The 15,214-nt window shown below is 70.3% G+C and carries 12 protein-coding genes; 6 read left to right on the forward strand and 6 right to left on the reverse strand.

Annotated elements, in window-relative coordinates; all coding sequences use genetic code 11:
- Positions 1-69: 69 nt before the first annotated feature.
- Positions 70-297 carry a hypothetical protein gene (locus tag ACIRFL_RS20220; RefSeq protein WP_404030121.1) on the forward strand — a complete coding sequence of 76 codons (228 nt, stop codon included), beginning with the start codon at positions 70-72 and terminating at the stop codon, positions 295-297.
- Positions 298-376: 79 nt separating this feature from the next.
- On the opposite strand, the gene ACIRFL_RS20225 is transcribed toward ACIRFL_RS20220, so the two are convergent.
- Positions 377-808, reverse strand: a complete 432-nt coding sequence (locus tag ACIRFL_RS20225) for a DsbA family protein (protein ID WP_404030123.1) — start codon at positions 806-808, stop codon at positions 377-379.
- A 242-nt stretch (positions 809-1,050) separates the two neighbouring features.
- Here ACIRFL_RS20225 and ACIRFL_RS20230 point away from each other — a divergent pair, with 242 nt between their 5' ends.
- Entirely contained in the window at positions 1,051-4,272 is a 3,222-nt protein-coding gene (locus ACIRFL_RS20230; RefSeq protein ID WP_404030125.1) for a Tn3 family transposase, read from the forward strand.
- A gap of 288 nt (positions 4,273-4,560) precedes the next feature.
- On the opposite strand, the gene ACIRFL_RS20235 is transcribed toward ACIRFL_RS20230, so the two are convergent.
- The 3 genes from ACIRFL_RS20235 to ACIRFL_RS20245 form a co-directional block, all read right to left on the reverse strand.
- Entirely contained in the window at positions 4,561-5,148 is a 588-nt protein-coding gene (locus tag ACIRFL_RS20235) for a cysteine hydrolase family protein (protein ID WP_404030127.1), read from the reverse strand.
- 85 nt (positions 5,149-5,233) lie between these two features.
- A complete protein-coding gene (locus tag ACIRFL_RS20240; RefSeq protein ID WP_404030128.1) occupies positions 5,234-6,658 on the reverse strand; it encodes an MFS transporter in 1,425 nt (474 codons plus the stop codon).
- Positions 6,659-6,689: 31 nt separating this feature from the next.
- Positions 6,690-7,148 (reverse strand): MarR family winged helix-turn-helix transcriptional regulator, encoded by a 459-nt coding sequence (locus ACIRFL_RS20245; protein ID WP_404030130.1) that lies wholly within the window; start codon positions 7,146-7,148, stop codon positions 6,690-6,692.
- 476 nt (positions 7,149-7,624) lie between these two features.
- Between ACIRFL_RS20245 and ACIRFL_RS20250 the strand changes: the two genes are divergently transcribed.
- Positions 7,625-8,626: a tyrosine-type recombinase/integrase gene (locus ACIRFL_RS20250; protein WP_404030131.1), complete on the forward strand. Its 1,002-nt coding sequence runs from the start codon at positions 7,625-7,627 to the stop codon at positions 8,624-8,626.
- 11 nt (positions 8,627-8,637) lie between these two features.
- On the opposite strand, the gene ACIRFL_RS20255 is transcribed toward ACIRFL_RS20250, so the two are convergent.
- Together ACIRFL_RS20255 and ACIRFL_RS20260 are read right to left on the reverse strand one after the other, a co-directional pair.
- Complete coding sequence (locus tag ACIRFL_RS20255) at positions 8,638-9,603, reverse strand: recombinase family protein (RefSeq protein WP_404030133.1); 966 nt, start codon at positions 9,601-9,603, stop codon at positions 8,638-8,640.
- 266 nt (positions 9,604-9,869) lie between these two features.
- Positions 9,870-11,189, reverse strand: a complete 1,320-nt coding sequence (locus tag ACIRFL_RS20260; RefSeq protein WP_404030135.1) for a helix-turn-helix transcriptional regulator — start codon at positions 11,187-11,189, stop codon at positions 9,870-9,872.
- Between the two features lie 371 nt (positions 11,190-11,560).
- Here ACIRFL_RS20260 and ACIRFL_RS20265 point away from each other — a divergent pair, with 371 nt between their 5' ends.
- The 3 genes from ACIRFL_RS20265 (at position 11,561) to ACIRFL_RS20275 (ending at position 15,203) form a co-directional block, all read left to right on the forward strand.
- Positions 11,561-12,733, forward strand: coding sequence for a cytochrome P450 (locus tag ACIRFL_RS20265; RefSeq protein ID WP_404030137.1), 1,173 nt, complete (start codon positions 11,561-11,563; stop codon positions 12,731-12,733).
- A 73-nt stretch (positions 12,734-12,806) separates the two neighbouring features.
- Positions 12,807-14,213, forward strand: a complete 1,407-nt coding sequence (locus tag ACIRFL_RS20270; RefSeq protein ID WP_404030138.1) for a peptide ligase PGM1-related protein — start codon at positions 12,807-12,809, stop codon at positions 14,211-14,213.
- Positions 14,214-14,228: 15 nt separating this feature from the next.
- On the forward strand, positions 14,229-15,203 hold the full coding sequence (locus tag ACIRFL_RS20275) for an aspartyl/asparaginyl beta-hydroxylase domain-containing protein (RefSeq protein WP_404030140.1): 975 nt from the start codon (positions 14,229-14,231) through the stop codon (positions 15,201-15,203).
- The last annotated feature ends 11 nt before the right edge of the window (positions 15,204-15,214 follow it).

The raw sequence follows: 15,214 nt of genomic DNA on the forward strand, positions 1-15,214 counted from the left end.
CGGGCGAGTAGACCTTCATCACCATAAGAGATCCCTCCTGCCCGGCCCCTGCCGGGGCCGGGCTCAGAGGTGTCCACCACTCGGGGACAGGTCCCCCTGAGCGTCCCGGAGACCCTGGGCAAGGCCATCAACCACTACGCCCGCCTGCTCCTGGACGCCCTCGACGGCCCGTTCGCCGACCCGGAGGCGGCCCGCTCGATCTGGCGGAGCATGCTGAACACCTGCGTCGTCTGGCGCGACCACCCCGCGCTTCCCGCCGATCTACGCGACGCGCTGGCCACTGCGGAACCGCTGTAGCCCCGTCGGGTTGAACAGCAGAGGACCCCGGCGGTGACTTGACCGTCGGGGTCCTCTGCGTCGTGCCGCTCCTCGGCGGTCAGGCTGCGGTGCCGGCGACTTCGTGGAGGGCCTGCCGGAGCTGGTCGAGACCGGGCGCCCCGGCCGGGCCTTGCGGGGTGCGGTAGATCCGACAGGAGAGCGAGGGTGTGGTGCCGGGCTCGGCGAACGGGTCACGGCCGTCGATCAGGATCGTCGGGGACCCGGTGAAAGCGGACCGCTCGGCTTCGGCCTGGTCGGCGACCACCCGGGTGGTGAAGCCGGTGGTGTCCAGCCCGGCATCGTCCAGCGCCTGCCGCAGCCGCTCCTCAGCGAGCTGCTGGTGAGGGCAGTCCGGCACGACCAGGACCTCGATCTCCATGTCTCCAGGATCGCGCATGTTGGCGCCGTACGGGCCGAAGGGCCCGACCTGTCCGGGCAGTGCTCCGCGAAGCGGGGCGCCGCCCTTCATCCGGTGAGGGGCGGGGATCACTGGACGGCTCCCAGCATCTGCGGTACCTCGTTCGTACCGCGAGGCTCGGGAACCTCGCCGGCTTTCAGGGCGGCGAGGTCGGCGTGGGCCTGCTCGACGGCTTCGGGGTAGGGGTGTGACCGAGATACGCGCCAAAGGGGCAATGGGATGATCTTGAAGCCTTGAGCGCCGTCGGCCGTCACCCATTCGGCTCAGTGTCGTTGGTGGTGATGTTGAGCGTCGTCTGGGGCCTGGGGTGGGTTGTGACATCGATTGAACGGACTGCGTATCCGCGGTTCAAGCGGCTGATCACCGCGCATGAGCTGCATCTGTTCTTCTCCCCGAGCCGCGATGAGCTGGAGTGGGCGGCCGATGCCACGGACTGTGATGAGCATCTGCTGGCCCTGCTGCTGATGCTGAAGTCGTACCGGCGTATGGGATGCTTCCCGGCGCTGGAGGACGTCCCGGAGATGGTGGTGGACTTCGTCCGGCGCGCGGTGGAGCTGCCGGAGGGCACGTTGCCGGTCTACCGGGCGGAGCGGACCGCCAAGCACCACCGGGGCCTGGTCCGCAAGCAGGCCGGTGTGACGTACGACCAGGCCAAGGCCCGGCAGATCGTCGAGCAGTCGATCCGCAAGGAGGCCGCGGCGAAGAACCGCCCGGCGGACCTCATCAACATCGCGCTGGAGAAGGTCGTGGAGGCCGGACTGGAGCTGCCGAGGTTCTCCACCTTCGACAAGATGGCCTCGAAAATCCGCACCGAGGTGAACGCCTCGATCCGTACGGGCATCCACGACCGCATGAGCGCCGCTCAGCGGGCGGGGCTCATGCGGCTGCTGGAGGAGCGCGACAGCGACGGGACAACACTGTTCAACCGGCTGAAGAAGCCCGCCAAGGGCCCGACCTGGTCGCACTTCAAGAACCTGACCAAGCGTCTGGAATGGCTGGACGACCTCGGCGACACCGACGTGTGGATGGACGGAGTCGCCGCGGGGAAGGTCACCGACTTCGCCGGAGAGGCGGACGCGGCGGACGCCTCGGAGCTGCGGGACTTCGTCCCCGTCAAACGCATCGCGCTGGTCGCCGCTCTGACGCACAAGGCGAGAATGCGGGTGCGGGACGACCTCGCGACGATGTTCTGCAAGCGCGTGGCGACGAAGATCAAGAAGGCCAAGGCGGAGCTGGAGGAGATCCGGCTCGCCGAGCGGGAGATCGTCGAGTCTCTGATCGGGAACTACCGCACCGTGCTCAAGCACATCGACGAGGGCGGCCCGGCCCAGGAGGCGCTCGCGAAGGCTGCGGCCATGACCGCCGAGGTTCGCCAGGCCCTGGATGGCCTGGACGAGGAGGCGTCGGTGGACGAGGTCGCGACGCGGCTGGAGGGCAAGGTCTCGCCGGCGGTCCTCGCTCTGGTGAAGGCGCAGGTGGTGCATGCCGGCGGGTTCGGCGCGGTCACCCGCGCGGTGGACGGCTTCGGCGGATTCGCGAAGCAGTACGAGCAGATCGAGAAGGTTTCCGCCCACCACGGCAACTTCTGGGAAGTGCTGCTGTACGGGCAGATCGGCCGGGACCGGGCGGTGATGTTCGACCTGGCCGACAACGACAAGCTGAAGTTCACCGCGACCAGCGAGGACAGCCGGGTGCTGGACGCCCTCGCGCACGCCCAGCGGCACCAGGCGGCCCGCGGCGAGTACATCACCGCCTTCAACGAGGAGGGCAAGGAGGTCGACATCTCCTTCGCCACCCAGAACTGGCGCAAGGCCGTCCTCGACAAGACCCGGACCGGGCAGTTCGTCCGCAAGCACTTCGAGGCGATGGTCTTCACCGCGCTCGCCGAGGAACTGCGCACCGGCGACGTCGCGGTGGTCGGCTCGGAGGAGTACGCCGACTGGTCCGAGCAGCTGCTGGCCTGGGAGGTCGTCCAGGAGACGCTGGGGTCCTACCTGGTGGAGGTCGGCCTGTGCGTGGCGGGCGAGAGCGCCGAGTTCGACGCGAAGTTCTTCCGCCGGCAACTGGAGGACAAGCTGCGAAACGCTGCCGCGGCAGCGGACGCCGGGTACCCGGAGAACGACGGCCTGGTCATCGACCCGGAGACGGGCATCCCGTCGCTGAAGGCGCACCGGGCTGACGGCCAGCGGCCCTCAGCGAAGCGGCTGGAGCAGGAGATCAAGGCGAGGATGCCGGAGCGTTCCCTGATGGGGATCGTGGCCCGGACCGCGTACTGGGTGGAGTGGTGGCGCCGCTTCGGCCCGCCGTCGGGCAACGAGCCCAAGCTCACCGACCCCTTGGGCCGCTACGTGATCGTCACGTTCGTCAAGGGCACCAACATGGGCCCGTACGAGGCCGCCCGGCACATCCCCGGCGTGAGCGGGCACGAGCTGTCGTACGTCGCCAACAAGCACTTCTCGATCGTGCTGCTGAACGAGGCGATCGCCGACCTGGTGAACGCGCACGCCCGCCTCGACATCTCGCAAGCGTGGGGCGACGGGACCGCGGTGGCTGCGGACGGCACCCACATGGACACCTATCTCGACAACCTGCTCTCCGAGACGAGCGTCCGGTACGGCAAGCCGGGCGGCATCGCCTACCACCACGTCTCGGACACCTACATCGCGCTGTTCACGCACTTCATCCCGTGCGGGGTGTGGGAGGCCGTCTACATCATCGAGGGCCTGCTGAAGAACACGTCCGAGGTGCAGCCGACCACGGTGCACGCGGATACGCAGGGCCAGAGCTTCCCGGTCTTTGCGCTCGCCCACCTGCTGGGCTTCGACCTGATGCCCAGGATCAGGAACTGGAAAGAACTGACCTTCTACCGGCCCTCCAAGCACAGCGAGTACGTACACATCGACGCCCTGTTCGGCGAGCCGGGCAAGAACGTCATCGACTTCGACCTGATCGAGTCCCAGTTCCGCCACCTGATGCGGGTGGCCGTCTCCGTCCGCGAGGGCACCATCTCCTCCTCCACGCTGCTCAAGCGGCTGCGGTCGGGGTCGAGGAAGAACGCCACCTACGCCGCCTTCCGCGAGGTCGGCCGCGTCATCCGCACCGTCCAGCTCCTGCGCTACCTGTCGGACGCGCCGCTGCGCCAGCGCGTGACGGCGGCAACGAACAAGGTCGAGTCGTTCAACCGGTTCTCCCAGTGGATCGGCTTCGGCAACCGCGGCGTCATCGCCGACAACGACCCCATCGAGCAGGAGAAGGCGATGAAGTTCAACGCGCTGCTCACGAACGCGGTGATCTTCCACAACGCCCTGGACATCGCGGAGATCGTGCGGCAACTGCTGGAAGAGGGATGGGAGATCGACCCGGAGGACCTGGCCCACATCTCGCCGTACCTGACCGAACACATCAACCGGTTCGGCGAGTACTCCACCCACGAACTCGGCATCCAGCCCGACGCGTACGACCCGAAACTCGACGTCGACTTCACCCCGCTGCGCGAGCAGGACCTCACCGCAGATGGACTCGGCCAGGCCGCTTGATCCCGACCGCGCCTCCCCACGCGAGCACGGGCCGTACAGTCGAAGCGGCGCCCGAAGCCACCTCTTATGGCTTCGGGCGCCGCTTTTCGTGGTGCGCTGTCAGGTGCGGGTGGGGGCGATGCAGCGCCGGGCGGCAATCATGAGGCCGAAGGCCAGGGGCGAGACCGCGACACCTCGGAGCACAGTATTGATCACAACTCCGCACAAGCCGTCGGGGTCAGACAAGCTCATGGCGAGGTGACGCATCCTGTGATCCACCACCCGAGAAATGTGGGTGACACCTCCTGGCTAGACCGCCAGAGCGGGCAGGTCGGGGGTGGTGATGACGTCGGCCTGGGTCGGGAAGATCTTCTCGGTCAGGACCCGGTGGATCTCGGCGTCAGGGTCGGCGGTGGCGTCTGCGAGCACGAAGGTGCGGTAATCCGCGTCGGCGGCGTGCCGCAGGGTGGAGAGCACGGCGCCGGAGGTGGCGATACCGGCGAGGATCAGCGTGTCGATGCCCCGCGCGTGCAGGCGGGTGTGGAGGTCGGTGGTGCTGAACGCGCCGACGCGCGTCTTGCGTACCACCAGGTCCTCCTCTCGGATGTCCAGCGAGGGGTGGACCTGCGTCTCGGGGGTGTCGGCGCCGAAGAGCTTGTGCTGTCCCACGGAGGCGAAGGTCTTGTTGTGCGGGGGGATTGCCTGGTGGTCCTGCTCGGTGAAGGCGACGCGCACGAAGCAGACCTGGACCTGTGTCTTGCGGGCCCAGGCGAGCGCGTCGCCGACGCGGGCCAGCAGTGTCTCGGAGTGCGGGAACATCCCCAGGCCGCCGGGCTGGAAGTCCATCAGCACCAGAGCGGTACGGGCCGTGTCGATGGGGGTGAGGGGGTCAGTCATGGGTGCGTTCTCTCTCTGCTGAGCTGATTGTTGATTGGGCTTGGCCGACCGGGCGATTCGCTGTGCAGGTCCCTGTGGAGGGGTTCTACGCGGCGGTCCTGCTCGGGAGGGTGCGGTCGAGGACGGAGACCAGGAGCAGGACCAGGCTGACGCCGATCATGATCCAGGCGATCAGGTGGACGCCGGGGTCGCTGACGCTGGTGTGGAAGACGAGTCCGGTGATGGCTGAGGAGGCGATAGAGCCCACGTAGCCGAAGGTGCGCAGCAGTCCGGAGGCGGTGCCGAGTTGGTCCGGCGGCGCCTGGGCGTACAGGGCGGTCTGGTTGCCCGCGGCGGCGAAACCCACCACGAGGCCGAAGAAGAGAGTGATGATCACGACCCAGCCGATCCAGGCGGATGCGCTGAGCACGAGCACCCCGGCCGAGCCGATCACGCAGGCGATCGCGGCGGCGATGACGGGTCCGCGGACCAGGTTGCGTCGCGCGACGGGCGAGATGATCAGGCCGGAGACCAGCGTCATCGGGAGCAGCAGCAGGCCGGCCTGCGTTTCGCTCAGGCCCCGCACGCCCTCGACCCACTGGGTGATGCCGTACAGCACCACGTACTGGCACAGCAGGGCCAGGCCGAAGCGCAGGTAGGTGCTGGAGAGCGGTTTGTTGGAGCTGAGCATCCGCACGTCGAGGAAGGGGGCGGTGGCGCGCAGTTCCCACAGCACAAGGGCGATCCACAGCACGATGGAGATGCCCAGCAGGTACCAGTGCGCGGTGGGGAGGAAGAACAGGAACAGCAGCAGGGCGATCATCGCGGCGGCGAACCCGGTGATGCCGGCGACGTCCAGGCGGACGGCCACCTCGCGCAGTCGGAGCGGGTGCTTGAGCGGCCCATCGGGCGTGACCCAGACGAGGGTCGCGGCGAGGGCTATCAGCCCGACCGGCACATTGATGAGGAAGACCGAGCGCCAGCCGAGCACGCCGACCAGGACGCCGCCGAGCGGGAGGCCGAGGGAAGCGGTGGCGATGCCGGCGATCTGCAGACCGCCGAGTACGCCGCCCGGTGGCTTGTCCAGTCCGGCATCGTGCGCCCGGCGCCGAATGAGGAGCATGGCGGTCGGATAGGCGCAGGAGGTGCCCAGTCCGATCAGGACGCGGCTGATCAGAAGGGTGATCAGGTTCTGGGCGAGTGCGCCGAGCAGTCCGCCGGCGGTGACCAGGATGGTCCCGGCCAGGAACACCCGGCGCGGTCCGAGGACCTCGGCGGCCTTGCCTGCGGTGGGCTGCGCGATCGCGCTGGCCAGGTAGAGGGCGGTGACCAGCGCCGCGGTCTGGCCGATCGGCACGCCGATGCCGTGCGCGATCGGCAGTAGGGCGGTGGCGATCAGGGAGCTGTTGATGGGGTTGAGGGCCGAGCCGATGAACAGCGGTGTGGTGAACCGCCACGAGAACGCGCGCTCCTGCGGGATCGCGGTGTCGCGGTTCGCGACGGAGGGGCGGGCCCCGGATGGTGCGGGCATGAAGGCTCCCGGTGGTGCGGGGAAGTTGGTGCTAGAGGAGTTCCGCGAGCCGCTCGATCAGGGGCGCCGCAGCGGAGAGGGTTTCGATGTCCGCGTCGGCGAAGGAGTCCTGGAGGACCGCTGTGACCTTGTCGACCACGGCGTTGCGTCCCGAGTGGACGGCCACCTCACCGTCCGGGGTAAGGCTCAGAGTCGAACGGCGCCTGTCCGTCGCGTCCGGGCTGCGCGAGACCAGGCCGAGTTCCTCCAGGCTCGCGATGGTCGCCCCCATCGCCTGCGGGGTGATCTGCTCGCGCCTGGCCAGGTCGGAGATCGTCATCGGGCCGAGCCGGTCGAGCCGGGACAGAGCGGTGAGCTGCGGGTTGGTGAGCTCATCAACGGTCGTCACCTCCTGGATACGGCGCTTGAACGCACCGATGGCCATCCGCAGCCGATTGGCCGTCTCACGGACACCTGGCACCTCGGCCGGTCGGCTCTCAGCTTCACTCATATCTTAAACTTACCCTTTGCAGGTCAGCCTTGCAAACCTGGCCTTCATATTTTCTCGACACCACCGTGGCCCCACCGACCGGCGGCGCAGAGGCCAACCGGCACGGCGGCATAGCCCCGTTCTCATGCAGCTACCAGGCGAACGGGCGTGTAACACTGAGTGATGATCGGGGCTGCGTTCACCATGAAGGTCGACAGGGGTAGCGGGCGGCGGTAGAGGTGGGCTCCGTTTCAGGGTCGGCTTATCAGCCTTCTGTCGCCTGACGGCTTGCCAGAGTGGTGCCGCAGTAAATGCCGGATTTACTGCGACAGACCCCCTACCGTGATCACCGCGACCTGCGGCGGACCAATCCAGCCGCCGGGGCGAGGTGTACGCATTTACTGCGGCAGTGCCGGAAGGGCGGGGGCAGCGTGACGATCGAACCGGCGACCGAACGCGGGAGCGGGGGCGCACTTCGGTTGCCGCACGCTCGGGTCATGCCCCTGTCCGCCCCGCCGTCGTCGTACACCGCGGCGGTCGAGCGGTACCTCACCGGCGCGGGCATCGCGAAGTCCTCCGCCCGGATCTACCGGATCTCGCTGACGACGTGGGGGTGGATGCTTGCCGGGGAACCGGCGCCGACCGGTCCGGCCCGCCGGGGCGCGAAGCCGCCCGTCTTCCCCGTCGCCGCGATCGACGACCCGGCGCTGCCGGAGGTCCTGGCGGAGCTGGCGGCAGCGCGGGCGGACGAGATGGACGCCGACACCGTCAACCGGGAACTGTCCATCGCACGCAAGGCGATCGGCTGGTGGCAACGCCAGGGCTGGATCGACGGAGACCCGACGATCGGCATCGAGCGGCGGCCAGCACCGCCGGACCGCACCAAGGCTCTCGCGGAGAACCAGATCACCGCTCTGTGGCGCCTCGACGTCGCACTGCGGGAGAAGACGCAGTGGAAGATGCTCTACGAGTCCGCCGCCCGGGCCGACGAGGTGCTGTGCCTCAACGTGGAAGACCTCTACCCGCAGGACAAGCGCGGGAAGATCACCGCCAAGGGCGGGGCGACCGAGTGGATTCACTGGCAGTCCGGCACCGCCCAGCTACTGCCCCGACTCATCGCCCGCCGTACCCGCGGCCCGCTGTTCCTCACCGACCGCAAGGCCCCGGCCGGAACACCGACGCTCGACGTGTGCCCGGAGACCGGCCGGGCCCGGCTCTCCTACCGCCGCGCTGAGGAGATCTTCGAGGAGAACACCCGGCTGCTGGCCAACCCCCTCGCCTCACCCGACGACATCGAGGACCTGGACGGCTGGACGCTTCACCGACTACGTCACAGTGCCCTGACATACGACGCGGAGGACGGCACCTCTACCCCGATGCTGCTGGCCCGCTCCCGCCACGCATCCGTTCGCTCCCTGGAGCGGTACGCCCGTCCCGGCGTCGACTCGGTCGCCCGGCACGTCGCCGAACGCGACCCCGCTGCACGCCGCCGCACGTAAATCTGAGCAGATCAAGGCTTCAAGATCATCTCGTTGCCCCTTTGGCGCGTATCTCGGTCAGACCCCGGGTACGCCTCGCGCTTGGCGTGCTCGGCGAGGGCCCGGTATACACTGGCCACCGAGGGGTTCTGTCCCTTGCGCTTGCCGGTGGGGATGATCAGGTCGGGTTGGATCTGCTCGACGGACTCGCCCCCCGCGCGGCGTCGCAGCACGGTGTGGAGCATGTCGTCGGTGATGACCGGCGGCCGGCCGCCGTACTTGCCCTTGCGGGCCGCGGTGTCGAGCCCTTCGAGCGTGGACTCGCGGATGTTCTCCCGCTCGGTCTCCGCCATGGCCGCGAAGAATGCGAACAGCAGCTTGCCGGGGCCGGTGGGGTCGTAGATGCCGGGCAGGGGCCCGGCGAGCATCTCCAGGACCAGGCCGTGGGCGGTGAGGTGGTCGGCGAGCGCGGTGAGCTCGGCGGCGTCGCGGCCGAGCCGCTTCATCTCGTAGACGGTGAAGATGACCCGGCAGTGCGGGGCGTGCGACTTGACCTCCCGCGCCGTCCGCAGCGCCTCCTCGAACCGCGGGCGGACCCGCACGCGGGTGCTGATCTTCTCGCTGAAGATCTTGTCCCGGGGGATGCCGTGCTGGGTGAGCGCGTCGAGCTGGGAGTCGAGTTCCTGGCCGAGGGTCGAGCAGCGGGCGTACCCGATCCGGATGTCCGCGCTCGGCAGGTCCGGATCGAGGGGCGCCGGGGGCGGGGTGCCGGGCCGCCACGGCTGGCCCGGCCCGCGGTCTGCGGGGGTGGGCACCCGCAGCGCCTTCTTCAGCCGGGGGACCATGGTGAAGCGGCGGGTGTGGTAGGCGGAGGCGACCGCGCCGCCGCGCGAGCGGCACGGCGATCCGGGCTGTGCGTCACACTTCGGGCAGGAGTGCTGTTCGACATCGTCGGCGTCCGACCGGTCGGTCGGGGAAGGCTGCTGAGGGTCCGTCATGGGCCCGGATTTTCGCACAATGCAAGTCTCAGAAGGGGGTCCGTCCCGCTTTTGAGTGAGAACGGGTTCTGCGAACCGATCGAGGTCTTGGCGATCTTCGACGGCCTGTATTCGATCTTGCTCGGGCAAAGGACCGTTTGTGAGAGTAACCGCGCGTGCAACTCTGGCCCTTGCTCCTTCGGGGAAGATCGCCAATGTGCGGCGGGCGCGTTGGTGGCCCATCCGTTCGAGCTTCGCAAGGAGGGTCGGCGGCCGGTGACAGAGCTTCAGCCAATGGCTCGGAGTCGTTCGAGGAGTTCGCCGACGCCGGCCGTGTGCGCGTATCGCGACAGCTCCGGTTCGATGTCGTGCACCATCGTCACGCACCGGGGCGCGTCGATCCGGCTGGCCAGGTCCAGGGAACGGGTAGCGGTCGCCGCGGCGATCTCCGGTTCGCCGTCCCGGAGGTAGGTCTCGGCCTGGTAGGTCAGGAACACGGACCGAGTCTTGGAGCGGGTGGCGGGCAACAGGGCGATGCCCTCGTCCATCAGCTGGTGGGCTTGGCGCCGCTGGCCGAGATCCGCGAGGCAGCGCCCGCCGTCCGCCGCGAGGTCGGCGTGCGACATCCACGAACACCAGGCGGGTGCAGGGTCGTACGACGGGGTGTCCAGGGCCTTCTCCGCGGCGGTGAGGGCGCGGCGGCACCGGCCGCCCTCGTTGAGGACGGCGAGGGCGCGGGCCTGTCGCAGGTGCAGGAGAGATCGCGCGGCGGGGTGCCGGGTGCGCGGGATGGCGTATTCGAGGATGTCGGCCGCCGTACGCGGGTCCTGGAGCCACAGCAGTTGGTATGCGAGGTCGGACAGGATGCCTGCGCCGAGGTCGCGCTGGCTGGCGGCGTGGGCGTTGTGGAGTGCGGCGTGCCAGAAGCGGCCGGCGGAGGCGTGGCGGCGTTCGTCGAAGTGCTGCCAGGCGATGGCCTGGGAGAGGGCGGCGGCCAGGGTGTGCAGCCGTTGTTCGGCGGGGCGGGTGTAGCGGCCCTCGCCGATGAGGTGGGTGACGGCGCTCAGGTGCGCGCCGAGCAGGCGGTGGGTGTGCTGTCGGCGCTCGGTGGCGAGGCGGATCAGTTCGGCGCCGCTGTTCTCCAGCCAGGTGACCATCTCGGCATCGACCTCGCCGCGCGCGGTGAGGCGCGGGAACCGGCCGGGCTCGGTGATGGCCCACTGGTGGGCGAGAGAGGCCAGGGAGCCGCTGGTGTAGGCGAGGAACGAACGGCGGTCCAGGGAGGTCATCAGGGCCTCTCGGAGGGAGGGGACGGCGTTGTGCGGGCCCAGCGGCAACAGTCTGTCCTGGCTCGGGAGCCAGTGGGGCCAGCCGAGATGGGCGACGGCCGCGTAGTCGATGCCGAAGACCTCGGCGATGAGCGGCTGGGATTCGTCTTCGTCGGGGGTGGCCCGGCCGGTCTCCCACTTGTAGATCCGTGACCCCCTGGTGCCCGAGCGCAGGCCACGGCGCTCGGCGGCCCGCCGGATACGGCGGGCCAGTTCCTCCTGCGACCATCCGCGCTCGTTCCTGGCGTACGCGAGGGGGTGGCGGATTTCGTCGTCCACCCGCCCATTGCACCACCCGCTCCGCCCCCAGGGGGAGCGGTTCGGGCAGACCGGGGATAGGGCGGGGATAGGGCGCGCGTCTGGGCACCGAGACCGGCCGGGGGCTGTACTCGTCGTGGTCTCGCCCGGCGCCCGCGGCCGGGCGGGACCACGGTGACGAACCCGTTCCCTACGGCCTTTGTCCCGTCCGCCGGGCTGCACCTGGCCGCCCGTCGGGCGAGGGCCGAACGGAGCCTTCGCCACCCTGCGGGACGTCCGCCGCCGTCAACGCCGAGGAAGGGGACTGCCATGTCGTACGACCACTGAGCCCGAGGCATCCGGGGCGGGTCCGCTGGGGCGGGCCCGCCCTCCCCGCTCTGGAAGGAACCGCGATGCCCTCTGTGACCGACCGCTACGACCCCTTGGACACGCAGATCCTGCGCGACCCGTACCCGGTGCTGGCCGAACAGCGCGAGCGCGAGCCGGTGTTCTGGCATGAGGGCATGGACTCGTGGGCGCTGACCCGGTACGCGGACAGCGTGCGGGTGCTGCGCGACCACGAGACGTTCGCCCGCGACCCGCGGCGAACCGGGGGCACGGTGCCCGAGTCGTCCTTGAGCGTGCAGACGCTCGACCCGCCGCAGCAGAGCGCGGTGCGCTCCCTGTTCATGACCGCGCTGCGCGCCCAGGACCTCACCCGCATCGAGGAGCGCGCCCACCGCCTGGTGCTGGACCGGCTCGACCAGCTGGCCGGCACCGGCCCGTTCGATGTGGTGGCCGAGTTCGCGGTGCCGCTGTCCGTGGCGGTCGTGGCCGATCTGCTGGGTGTCGAGCCCCCGCCGTACGGGGAGTTCGCCGCGGTGTCGGACGCGATCATGCGGAGCATGGACGGCGGCCTCAACCCCGCGCTCGTCGAGCCGGGCCGTATCGCCCGCCAGCAGCTGAGTGACCTGGTCGACTCCTGGTTCGCGGCCTCGGCCCGGCCCGGCCTGCTGGCCCGGGTCCGGCAGGCCGCGGCCCCCGACTCCGACGAACGCACCCGGCTGTACGTGAAGAACACCGCGCGGGTGATGTTCCAGGGCGGCTACAGCACGATGGCGGCCGCCGTCGGCAACGCCGTGCACACCCTCCTCGCACACCCCGGGGCCCTGCACCAGATGAGGGACCGGGCACTGCTGGCCAAGGGCGTGGACGAGCTGGTGCGCTTCGACGGGCCGGTGCAGGGCACCACGCGCACGGCGGTACGGGCGTGCCGGATCGGCGCGGTCGAGATCGCCGCCGGGCAGAAGGTCGTCACCTTGTTCGCGGCGGCCAACCGCGACCCCGCCGCCTTCACGCGGGCGGACGAGCTGGTGCTGGACCGCACCCCGAACCCGCATCTCGGGTACGGGTGGGGGCCGCACTCCTGCATCGGTACGACCGTCGCCCAGGCGGGACTGCGCGCCCTGGTCGCGGCCCTGAACGAGCACCCCGCGCACCTGGCCGGTGCCGACGACGGCGTCCGGCGCCGCACGGCGACCATGCGGGCCTTCGACACGCTGCCCGCCACCCTCCTTCATCCCTGATCTCTTCCCCTTTGCCCAGTGCCGCGAGGCACCGGCCGCCCGGGTATCCGCCCACGTCTTGAAGGAGTCCGCCGTGCGCATCCTCATCGGCAACCACATCGATCCCTCGATCCGCGCGCGCGGCGACATGCGCGCCTGGACCCAGCGCCTGTTCTGGTTCGCCCGCCCCGGTGACCTGCTCATCCTGTGCTGCGAGCCGGACACGGCGTTCGTCGACTACGCCCTGGCTCACACCGGCGTGAAGCGCGAGGAGCTGACCGTCCTGGTCGCACCGGCCGGAGCCTACGACGAGAGGCTGTTCGATCCCGCCTCGCTGACCGAGGCCGTGTTCGTGGAGCAGGTGCGGGCCGCGCTCGCGCCGGCCGGGGCCGGCGCGGTCACGGAGGTGTTCGCGCTGTGGCCGTCGGCAGCCGTGGCGCGGCTCGCCGACGCCTTGGATGTGGCCGACCGCTTCCCGGGCGCGGCGTTCTTCGGGCAGGGCGGCGGCGAGATCGGGAACAACAAGGCGAACTTCCGGGCCCTGGCCGCGGCGGCCGGGGTGCCGATCCTGCCGGGCCGCATCTGCCGCAGCCTCGCCGAAGCGACGGAAGCGACCGGCGCGCTGCTGGAGCGCTCCGCATCGGGGGCCGTCGTGGTCAAGCAGGCCCACAACGGGGCCGGGGTCGGCAACCAACTGCTCGTGCGCGATCCGGAAATGGCCGTGGACCACGTCGGGGCCCGGCACCTGCACCACCTGGCCCCGGGCGTCGACGGCATCGCCGCGTACTGGGCCGAGCGGTGGCCGTGGGCGAGCGGCGAAGGCCGCTGGCCGGTCGTCATCGAGGAGTTCGCGCCCGGCGCCGATGCCGTGTACTCCGAGCACTACGTCTCAGACGCGGGCACCCGGGCCACCGAGACGGGCCGCCTGCTCTACGTCGGGCGCCGCCTGAGCCACCAGGTCGTGCCCCTGGACGGCGTCACCGAGCCGGTACGGGCCGCGCTGCTGGACGGCGGCGCCCGCCTGGCCGAGTCGTACCGGGCGTTCGGCTACCGCGGGTACCTGAGCGCGGACGCCCTGGTCCTGCCCGGCGGGCGGGTGGTGTTCACCGAGGTCAACGCCCAGGTCAGCGGGTCGCTGCACATCTACCAGTCGATCGCCCACGGCATCGTCGACGTCGCCGCCGAACCGCAGCGGCAGGTGGTCGAGTACCACGTCCCGCCCACCTGGGCCGTGCCCGGCTTCGCCGCGTTCCTGGCCGCGCTCGACGAACTGGGCCTGACGTACGACCCGGCCACCCGAACGGGGGTGATCGTGTCGATGCCCGCCATTCCCCTGGAAGTGGGTGCCCCGGCGCAGTTCGTGTTCTGCATCGCCTACGACCCCGCCGAGGGCCACGCGGACGTGTTCGACCAGCTCGACGCGCGGTTCGCGACCGTGCCCGCCGGCACCTACGACGCCAGCCAGCACATCGGCACCGGCGCCGTGTCCTTCTCCTCCTGACCCGGGAGCCTCACCATGACCACCTCGCCCACCGCCGCGGCCGAGGCCGCCCCACTCTCCCCCGTCTTCGACGCGGACAAGCTCGCCGCCGAACTCGCGGCCGTCACCGCCCACACCTGGAACCCGCAGCGCATCCACACCTACGGCGGACAGGTCGGCCAGGCCGCCGCGATCGACTGGCGCGTCCTGCCCCTGCGCAGCCTCGGCGGCGACCCGGAGCGAACCGACCCGGGCGGCCCCGGCCCCCAGCCCTTCGCGACGACGCGCTGGCTCGACCGCCTGCCCTACCTCGCGTCGATCCTGGACTCGCTCCCGGCCCCGCTGAACGCGGTGCGGCTGATGGCGCTGGGGCCCGGCGCCGTCTCGAACCCGCACAGCGACCCCAAGTACCGCCTGGACCGGGGCATTGTCCGCCTCCACATCCCCGTCGTCACCGACCCGGGCGCCGTGCTCGTCCTGGACGGCATCGAACACTGCTGGCAGCCGGGCACCCTCTGGTACGGGGACTTCTCCCGCGAGCACCTGGTACGCAACACCAGCCAGACGGTGACCCGGGTCCACGTCGTCATCGACGCCCTGCTCACCGCCGACCTCGCCGCCTGGTTCCCGGACTCCTGGCAGCAACTGCTGACTCGTGGCGAGGTCCTGTTCAACCGCACCGGCCCGGCTTCGGCCCCGGCCTGGTCCGCCGGACTGCCGTACGAGTCACTGCTGCCGTCCGGGTTCGCGGACTTCGACGCGGCCGCCCCGCTCGACGGCTCCCTTATCCCCGCCCGCATCGACCGGGACGCGGACGGCGTCCTCGCCCTGACGATCGCCGGGCGCACTTTCGCGCTCGTCGCGGTCGGCGGCGCCGAGTTCCGGTTCTCCGGCTGGAGCGAGCAGCGCACCCTCCAGCCGGACAGCGACGGCGGCGGCCTGACCCTGCGGGTCCGCCGGGGCCGCGCGCTCGCCGACCGGCACGTGACCGCAGCCCCCCGCACCCCCTAACCGCCCCGCGC

The sequence above is a fragment of the Streptomyces sp. NPDC102462 genome, assembly GCF_044765425.1.
Classification (GTDB): domain Bacteria; phylum Actinomycetota; class Actinomycetes; order Streptomycetales; family Streptomycetaceae; genus Streptomyces.